Source organism: Desulfomicrobium norvegicum, from assembly GCF_900114595.1.
GTDB lineage: Bacteria > Desulfobacterota > Desulfovibrionia > Desulfovibrionales > Desulfomicrobiaceae > Desulfomicrobium > Desulfomicrobium macestii.
Window position 1 is genome coordinate 49,283 of record NZ_FOTO01000018.1, and the last position, 9,103, is coordinate 58,385.

Here is a 9,103-nt window from a genome sequence, read left to right on the forward strand (position 1 = left end):
ATTCGCGCTGTTAGCGTTTTTGGTCAACACTAGTCAGGACAAGTGCATTATTGGGCATCCTTCTTAGACACAATTATAGGCATGATTTATGCTTAACGATGCGTCAAATTGCACAATATATCAGGAGACACCATGGAAGATTATCTCAAGCAAGCTATCGAAATTGTGAAAGCACAGGCATCAGTCCGTAACATGAACGAGGAAGAGATCACATCCATGATCAAAGCCTTGGCTGGCAGCATTCGTGGAGTAGCTGAAGGTGTCGCACCGGCAGTTGAAACTGAAGCTGCTGTCGATCCTAAAAATGCTATCCGGGAAAAAAGCATCCTCTGCTGTGAGTGTGGCAAGTCATTCAAAGTTTTGACAAAGCGTCATTTGGCGACACATGGACTCACGCCAGAACAATACAAGGAAAAATATGGATACAAGAAAGGCACATCCCTTGTGGCAAAGTCCTTGGCACGAGACCGCCGCAAGACCATGCAGGGCATGAAGCTCTGGGAGAAACGCAAGAAGGCACTCAAGGCCGAATAAGTTGCTTCATCAGGCCGGCCTCCCCTCACCAAGGGAGCCGGCCTCTTGCTTCCTATCATCGTCGAACAATGCCTCTGCTGAACCCAAGCGCACGAGATACCCATGTGCGGACGATTTTCCGTTCCAGACGAAGCAGCGGTTGCGCATATCCTAAAAATCGACCGCTGGAATTGGCATTGGCCAGAGCCGCGATACAATGTGGCTCTGGCAACCCGTGTGCCCATTATCATCAAGACCGATGACGCTTTGCTGGAACTAAACGGCGCGCGTTGGGGGCTCATTCCCCATTGGTGGAAGAGGGATGCGCCGCCGTCCCTGACCTTCACTGCCAGGTCCGAAGAGGCGGCCTAGTGTTGCGTCCACGAAATTGATCCATATCAGGTGGTCAAGGGTTTTCCCGTGTAGGTCCACTTGAATGGTTTTGCCCAGAGTTGGTTGTAGTTCTTGATGTAGTCCATGATCTGATCAACCAATTCCTGTTTTGACTTCCAAATACCGCCTCGAATCACGTCTCGACTGAAGATGTTGAACCAGATTTCTATCTGATTCAGCCAGGAAGAATATGTTGGCGTAAAATGCAGCGTGATCCGCCTCTTGCCCGCCACCCAGTCTTTGATTTTCTGGTGCTTATGGACTGCCAAGTTGTCTACGATCACATGCAGATGCCTGCCGGGATTTTTTCGATATAACTGTTTCAAAAACAAAAGAAATTCTTCATGGGTTGCGCTGTCCACACATCGGCCAGAGACGGCTCCGCTATGCACTGCGAGGGCTGCCAACAGGCACGTCGTGCCATTTCTTTTGTACGTTGCCGTTAACCTTCGACTTGCGCCTGGCTTCATGGGCAACAAGGGCTGAGTCCTGTCCAGGGCCTGTATCTGAGATTTCTCGTCAACCGACAGCACAAGAGCGTTTTCCGGCGGATTCATGTAAAGCCCGACAATCGCCGCCTGCTTTTCTTCAAACTCGGGATCAGGACTTTTTCCACACCAATAGGCGGTCTTGTGCGGCTTGATGACCGCCTCAGACAAGATTTTCTGAACTGTGGACTTTCCGTGTCCCGTCACTTCCGCCAATTTGCGCACGCTCCAACGAGTACTTCCATCAGGCGGAGTTGTGCACGCCAGCGCGACTACGCTCACCCGCTCATCTGGTGAAATTATTTGTGGTCTTCCACGGCCTTGCTTGTCTTTGAGCCCATCAAGACCTTGCTCCAAGAAGCGTTTGCGCCATTTCAAACAGCTTTGCCAGTTCAGTCCGGTTTTTTCGGCGATATTATGCAAACTCAAACCCTCTGAGGCGAGTAAAATCACCTTCGCTCGCAAGGCCAGTCGTTGCTCTGTTTTCCCTGAACCAACCCACATCAAAAGGGTGGTTCTCTGTTCCTGATTCAAGTCAAGCCGAACTCGTGCAGCCATAAACACCTCCTTGGATGGGAGGCATTATTATCTATTTATTTGAAGGACGCAACACTAGAAGCCGACGTGGCGTCACAGCCTGCGCAGGTTGCACTGCCTGATGCCAGCACGCAGATGGTACGAGTGGAATGAAAAGGAACTGTTTAGGAGTGACTCGGGCCGACAGGTAAAGCAGCCCTACTTCATCTGCGCACCGGATTCGGAAGCCAGCGCCTTCGCCGGACTTTGAGCCGTCTGGAAAGGACAGGACGGCACTCAGGTGCTTTCCTGCGCACTGCTCTCCAAGGCGGCAGCGCCGAGCATCGTTCATATCCATGACCGCATGCCCGTGGTCCTCAAGCCTGAGCACTTCGATGCCTGGCTGGACCCGAACACACCCGGGCCGGCCGTCCAAGAGATCATCGCCGACTCACGGGACGATTTCGACAGCTACCCCCTCTGGCATTACCGGTTCGACTATTTGACTCTGCAGCTTCTTTGCGAGAGCGTATTGCTGTACTTGGAATTGCTTATCTCAGGCGTCCTGCTTCAAATCAGCATAAAGCTCCTTTTATCGTAATGACAACTTCACGTGACACCGCAACATTTTGGATTGAGCCAGACCTTCATAGCATGGAGTGCCTACGAGCGACGTACATTCAGCACCACTTCGCTCCTCATGCCCACGCTGAATTTGTCATCGGTGTCATAGAAACCGGAGCCCAGCGTGTTCGATACCGGGGCGGACACGAGATCATGCCAGAACGTTCCTTATGTGTGATCAATCCCGGGGAACTGCACACTGGACACGCGGCCACGAGCGCTGGCTGGTCCTATTCCACCATCTACCCCGATCCTTCGCTGCTAGTGGACGTGGCAAGTCAGATTAAAGGCAAGCTGTGCGGGGTGCCCAATTGTGGTCAACTCGTGAACTTCGACTACGAGTTGGCCGACGAATTCAAATATCTCCACAGAGCACTATTTTCTGGCATGGCTAGCCGACTGGCACGTCAGAGCTTGCTGCTGCAATTCCTCGCCCGTCTGGTGACCCGCCATTTTGATATTCAGCCCCCCTCAGAGCTACCCATTGCAAATCGCCGGTCCATCTTGCGTACCCGAGATTATCTTCAAGAACACTTTGGCGAACAGGTTGCGCTGGAAGAACTAGCCCGTCTCGCAAATCTCAGTCCTTTCCACTTTGCTCGTTCATTCACCCGGTTCATTGGCATTTCACCCCACGCCTACCAACTCCAAATCCGAATCCGTGAGGCCAAACTCCTTCTCGCCAGCGGCATGCCCATTGCTCAAGTCGCGGTCTCCACTGGCTTCGCAGACCAGAGCCATCTGGCTAATCGTTTCAAGGCTGTTTGCGGCATCACTCCAAGGCAGTACCTTAAAGTCAGCAAGAAACTACAAGAATTCCCTGACAGCTAGTCTCTATAACCTCCAGAACATTCAGGAGGCTATAATGACATACATCTCCCGCACAATGGCGCGATTTCCTTGGCTCTGGCTTTGCATACTTGGCTTGCTCTGGGGCGCCAATTTTCTGTTCATGAAAAACGCTGCACATCTAGGAGCTACGCTGATCGTATGGTTCAGGCTCTTTTTCGGGGCGATTGTCCTAACTCCAATCATCCCTACAGCGCTTAAAAAAATAATACGATCCCCCAAACCTTGGCTGCACCTACTGGTCATGAGCCTTTCCGCCAATGTTCTCACCTTTCATTGTTTCATGGAAGGAACCCGGAGACTCGGTACCGGCACGGCGGGTGTTATCAGCGGCGCCATCCCACTCATGACTGCTCTGCTGGCAAGCATTCTTTTACCGAATGAACGTCTTACTAAGCTCAGCATTCTGGGCCTCTTGCTCAGCTTCAGTGGAATCGTAGTCATTATGGCGCCAAAAGGAACCGGCTCGCTCGATGTCCTGAGCGGAACGGGCTACATGCTTGTCGGAGCACTGGGATACGCAGTGGCATTTGTCTATGCTCGCCGATTTCTGACTCATGGCGACCTGTCCCCCCTGGAACTGGCGGCTCTGCAGATGGCAATAGCCACAATACTCTACGCGCCACTGGTCAAATGGTCCGACATGACGGATATAGGGTGGAACTGGATTTTTTTCGGGAATGTTGTCTTAGGGTTGGGTGTGTTTGGCTCAGGATTGGCATATGTGATCTATTACGGACTCATTGAGGCTATCGGTGCCATTTCTACATCGTCGGTCACTTACCTGCCCCCCCTTGTAGCACTCGTTCTTGGTTGGATAGTCCTGCACGAACCCATGCATCTGTATCAAGCAACAGGGACAGCCATGGTTTTGGCTGGCATCTTCATCATCCGAAAAAACCGACAGAAGATTCTGCCTAGCACGAAACGATGAGTATCACATTAGTCGGCACCGTCTTTCCTGATTAGGAATAAATCAATACGGCCCGTTAAATGACAAGGATCCAAAACCCCGGAAACCTGGAAAATAGTGTTTTATGCGCGTAGTTTCTGGAACTTTTTGAACATCCGGCTTGAACAACTCCAATGGCTACGAATGATATCACACTGCAGACATTGGGGCCCCAAAACAACCCATTGACTTTGGCTATCCTACTCATCAACTACCAAACCAATTCAAAATAGCGGACAGTTGTGGCACAAACAGTCTCAATATCGAGGCAGATCTCTGATCTCCTCGTAATATCGTTCAACCCCAACCTCCATCATCCGCCGGTTGATCGCCACATGGCGGCGATACAGATGCTCGTCGAACCCCGTCCTGTCGCAGGGAAAGACCGCACACTGGAAGCAGAAGTCCACCTCCCGCTCCTCTGCGCACGGACGAACGCCGCACGAAGCAAAGAGCTTGCATTTTTCCTTGCGGCACCCGCGACATGCACCCTTCGCCAGATGGGCCAGGACTGTCCCGAATTCCGGGTAACTGGCGAAGACGGGGGCGTTGAGCAACTCCACAAACCGGGCGGCATACACCCCGAAATTGCCCAAAGCGGCCTGCAACTGGCTGCTCAGCAGATGAATCTGCCCGCCGACGAAAGCGAAGCAGTGCCCGCAATGCAGTCCGCAGGGGGCGAGCCGCTCCCTGATGAATTCGATCCGGTTGTCATTCATGATGCGATCTCCTTCTGCACATGATCGGGGACACGGAAAAGATGCTGGAACCATTGCCAGCCACTGACCAGCGCGATACCCGCAAGCACCATGGCCGCCCCGAGGACGAACCGTAACTCCACGTGTTCACCCAAGAGCAGCACGCCGAAGACGATGCCGAAAACAGGCGTCAGAAAGGACAACACGCCCAATTGGGACGCAGGGTAGACCGTCAGCAGCCAGAACCACAGCAACATCCCGAACACGCACACGAGCAGGACCTGGAACATCAGGCCCGCCCAGACGACGCCGGTCATGGTGAAGGAGAGACGGCCGGTCAGCGCGGCGGCGGGGACCAGCAGACAGAAGCATGTCAGGAGCTGGATGAACAGGGTCTGGGCCGGTGGCGTCCGCGACAGCCGCGTCCGGATGACGACAGTTGTCGCACCCCATGACATGCCCGCCAACAGGCCCAGGAAGTCGCCCAGGAGGATATCGGAGGAACCCGACGCCGAAGACGCGCCCCGTTCGAAAAACGCCACGGCGATGCCGCAAAACGCCAGAATCAGCCCGATCCATTGCATCGGACGCAGACGCTCCTCCGGGATGAGCACATGCAGACCCAAGGCCGCGAACGCGGGAGCCGTATAGAGCATGGTCACCATGTGCGACGCACTGGTGAAACGCAGACCTTCGGCTACAAAAAAATACTCCACCGTGAACAGGATGCCGGCCACTATCCCCGCAAGCCATTTTCCGCCCTCCGGCAAGAGCCCCATTCCCTTATGGCGCAGATACATCCCAATCAGCAGGACAGCCCCGCCGGAGCGCAGGCCGATCTGCAGCATGGGCGACATGTCCACAGCCGCGGCCTTGATGGCGATCTGCTGCATTCCCAACACCGCGCAAAAAATGATCATCAGGCGCACAGCCCGCCCATCCAACGCTTTTCGACAACTCATTGACGAATCCTCCTGACGGGAAGATTGTACGACGGGCTGAAAAAAAATATATAGCGATTATCGGACATCCCATATTGTGGAGAAGACACGTGAAGCACCCCTTGCAAGCCCCCTTCACCAACGCCCTGCCCACCCCGCTCTTCCTGCGCACGATGCTCATGCCTGATGACGCGATCTTTCCGGGACATGAGCATTCCTGGGGGGAATTCGTCTATGCGTTCAATGGCGTGGTGCAGGTCGAGGTGGGAAGGGACAAGTATCTGGCCCCGCCGCAATACGGCGTCTGGCTGCCGCCGAACATGCCGCACATGGGGTTCAATCGCCGCGAAGTCCTTCAGGCATCCTTCTATGTCGTCGACGAGTTGTGCCAAGGCCTGCCGCCTCGGCCTCAGGCCCTGCTGGTCACCCCCTTCATGCGCGCGCTGCTGAACCGGGCGAGCACAGATGCTCGTGATTTTGGAAGTGAAGAGCATCAACGCCTTCTACGCACCCTTCTGGATGAACTGAAAGCCGCCCCCGTCACGGGAACGTTCCTGCCGGCGTCCGACGACCCCGTCCTTGGTCCTCTTCTCAATCATCTGGAAGAAAACCCGCAGGACAGCCGTTGCGTGTCCGAACTCGCCCGCGAGGCAGGGATCACGGAGCGGACACTGGCTCGCAAGTGCCATCAGGATCTGAAGATACCGCTGACAGAGTGGCGCAACCGCATGCGCATCGTCAAAGCCATGGCTCTGCTTGAAGCGGGCCGCACCGTCGAATCCGTCGCCAAGGAGTTCGGCTATTCCAGTTCTTCGGCTTTCATCGCCATGTTCAGGAAATTGACGGGCACAACACCGGCCTGTTTTCGAATACCATCACGACAGGCGGGGGCATCCCCATAACTGACTGAAAATTTTCAAAAAAACAGATTTATTCTTCTCCAAATTCGCACCCTGCAACTTAATTGCTTGTGCGCCAGGAAAGTCGTAGCTATGCATTACGTGCTTCTGTTTTGAAACCGCCCATCAAGTTCTCTGTCTACACCGGAACTCTCCGTTGTGGTCTGTTGAGCTCAGCTATTCCTCGAACAACAAGTGGTTAATATGTTATTCTCCATACGCAAATCACTCAGTATCGTCTTGCTCATCCTGACCGCGCTGTACGCAATTTCAGCGACGATCAACACCATGAGTGCAATTTCCGAATACCGCAGAGCCCTCAAAATTCATTCCAACAATATTATCGCGGACGCACTGTTTAATGCAGTGCAACATTACGGTTTCGAGCGAGGACGAGTCAACGTAGTTCTGAGGGATGCCGGACCTGTCTCACAGATGGAGAGCAACAGAATTTTTATCCGGCAGCAGAGAGATGCCGGCGATGACGCCCTGAATAACGCCATGGACCGCATCAAGATGGCAGGACTCTTCACTCCGGAAGTGGACAGGATCACATCCCAGTGGACCGCCGTGCAATACCTGCGTGCGGATGGAGACCGAGAATGCAGCATCCCTCTAGCGGAGAGGACGAAAGAACTCGTGCCGCGCTGGTTCGAAACCATGACCAGCTTCATCAACAGCATCGAAGCCCTGCTCGAAGTGTTGTCATCTGACGAGGACAACTTCGATGCCACGGCCCGGGAGCTGTTCTACATCAAGATGCGCACTCTGGCTCTGCGCAATACCTCCGGTCCCGAGTGTTCCATGGTTCTGGCTTCCTACGGCACGAATGGCACCCTTCCAGCAGAAGATCTGAAGAAGATTTTCAGCCTGCGCGGCGCCTCCACTCTCCTTGTCGAGGATGTCGCCAGCGCCGTGCAGCGCATCCGAGACCCCAGACTCAAGGAGGCCATGCTCAATTTCAGACAGCTTTACGAACAGGAATTCCTCCCTATTCAGCGCGCGAGCCTCGACGCGATCTACTCCGGGGCACCGCTACCTCTAGAGCGGGCGCAGTACAGCAAAATCATGGTCGATGCCCTCAAGTCCATCGCGCCGGTCATGGAGGCCTCCGTCGCCGTGACGCGAGACCACATCGACGCGACTCTTGAAAATGCCAGAACAAAATCCCTGCTTCGTATCGGGTTGTTCCTGACCTTTCTCGCTTTGGCCCTGCTCATGCTGCTGTTTGTAAAGGACAAAGTCTCCAATCGTATCAAGACAATGGCCCAGGTCATGACCGGGCTGTCGTCGAACCAAGACTGTGAGATCCCCTACCAGGCAGCTTCAGACGAGGTCGGAGAGATGGCCCGTTCCGTGGTCGTCTTCCGGGAGAACATGATCCGCCGTCGCGAAGCGGACGCCCACCTGCTTAAGGATCTTGAAGACCGCAGGACATTACTCGACACCATTCCACAGCAGGTCTGGTATCAGAGCGATGAACACACTTACGGGGTGGTTAACAAGTCCCACGCGAAATTCCTGGGCAGACCCATCAACGAGATCGAATTCAGCAAATTGGCTGACGTCATGCCGGAACACGCTAAAGCAACCGAAGCCAGCGCCGAAGTGATCGCGGCCCGGGAGACGGTCATATCCGAAGAATGGACCAGGAACGCGGCGGGAGAACTCAGGCTGCTGAACGTTACCAGGCACCCCAAATTTGCTGTCGATGGCCGTTTCGAGTATCTTGTCTGTTTCGCTGAGGACATCACCGAACAGCGCCAAGCTGAACAACTTCGCGACGACGTGGAACGGATCATCCGGCACGACATCAAGTCACCATTGATGGGCCTGCATTCCCTGGCCACGTATGCCATGGAAGGCGCCTGCGTTCCCTTCAGTGAAATAGCCCCGATGATGGTGAAGTCGGTGCAGCAGGTCATGAAACTCATCGACTCTTCGGACAAACTGTACCGGATGGAACAGGGGACCTACCGGCCCCACTGCACCCTGTTTCCCCTCTCTGCACCCATTCAGAGCATCACCACCGCCGTGCGCCAACTCTGCGAACTCCGGCACGTATCCATACGGCTCGACAAAGGTGAGGACATTCTGGTTTTCGGCGAGGAATTTCTGATCGAGGACATGCTGTTAAATAGTCGATCCTGAAAAACTCTAAAAACGGTCCGTCAAGCACAAGCCTGTACCGACCGAACATCTGGTCGAAAAACGTGCCCAAGCAATTTGA

General features: G+C 54.2%; 9 protein-coding genes and 1 pseudogene. 7 read left to right on the forward strand and 3 right to left on the reverse strand.

Annotated features, from left to right (window positions below; translation table 11 throughout):
• Positions 1-132 precede the first annotated feature (132 nt).
• Positions 133-534, forward strand: coding sequence for a Ros/MucR family transcriptional regulator (locus BMZ24_RS18100; protein WP_092194285.1), 402 nt, complete (start codon positions 133-135; stop codon positions 532-534).
• 102 nt (positions 535-636) lie between these two features.
• Positions 637-885 (forward strand): SOS response-associated peptidase family protein, encoded by a 249-nt coding sequence (locus BMZ24_RS18105; RefSeq protein WP_092194287.1) that lies wholly within the window; start codon positions 637-639, stop codon positions 883-885.
• Between the two features lie 26 nt (positions 886-911).
• Here the strand turns inward: BMZ24_RS18105 and BMZ24_RS18110 are convergent, their stop codons facing one another.
• Entirely contained in the window at positions 912-1,952 is a 1,041-nt protein-coding gene (locus tag BMZ24_RS18110; protein WP_092194289.1) for an IS630 family transposase, read from the reverse strand.
• A 70-nt stretch (positions 1,953-2,022) separates the two neighbouring features.
• On the opposite strand from BMZ24_RS18110, the pseudogene BMZ24_RS18120 reads away from it, so the two are divergent.
• The 3 genes and pseudogenes from BMZ24_RS18120 to BMZ24_RS18130 all read left to right on the forward strand — a co-directional run.
• A pseudogene (locus tag BMZ24_RS18120) lies at positions 2,023-2,511 on the forward strand (SOS response-associated peptidase); the annotation flags it as partial.
• 53 nt (positions 2,512-2,564) lie between these two features.
• Complete coding sequence (locus BMZ24_RS18125; protein WP_161949230.1) at positions 2,565-3,365, forward strand: AraC family transcriptional regulator; 801 nt, start codon at positions 2,565-2,567, stop codon at positions 3,363-3,365.
• A gap of 34 nt (positions 3,366-3,399) precedes the next feature.
• Positions 3,400-4,317, forward strand: a complete 918-nt coding sequence (locus tag BMZ24_RS18130) for a DMT family transporter (protein ID WP_092194297.1) — start codon at positions 3,400-3,402, stop codon at positions 4,315-4,317.
• Between the two features lie 275 nt (positions 4,318-4,592).
• Here BMZ24_RS18130 and BMZ24_RS18135 read toward each other — a convergent pair whose 3' ends face one another.
• Together BMZ24_RS18135 and BMZ24_RS18140 are read right to left on the reverse strand one after the other, a co-directional pair.
• Positions 4,593-5,054: a DUF3795 domain-containing protein gene (locus BMZ24_RS18135; protein ID WP_092194299.1), complete on the reverse strand. Its 462-nt coding sequence runs from the start codon at positions 5,052-5,054 to the stop codon at positions 4,593-4,595.
• Positions 5,051-5,995, reverse strand: coding sequence for a DMT family transporter (locus BMZ24_RS18140; RefSeq protein WP_092194301.1), 945 nt, complete (start codon positions 5,993-5,995; stop codon positions 5,051-5,053). The genes BMZ24_RS18135 and BMZ24_RS18140 overlap by 4 nt, the downstream gene beginning before the upstream one ends.
• An 89-nt stretch (positions 5,996-6,084) precedes the next feature.
• Between BMZ24_RS18140 and BMZ24_RS18145 the strand changes: the two genes are divergently transcribed.
• Entirely contained in the window at positions 6,085-6,876 is a 792-nt protein-coding gene (locus BMZ24_RS18145; protein WP_092194302.1) for an AraC family transcriptional regulator, read from the forward strand.
• Positions 6,877-7,077: 201 nt separating this feature from the next.
• Entirely contained in the window at positions 7,078-9,024 is a 1,947-nt protein-coding gene (locus BMZ24_RS18150) for a PAS domain S-box protein (protein ID WP_092194303.1), read from the forward strand.
• The last annotated feature ends 79 nt before the right edge of the window (positions 9,025-9,103 follow it).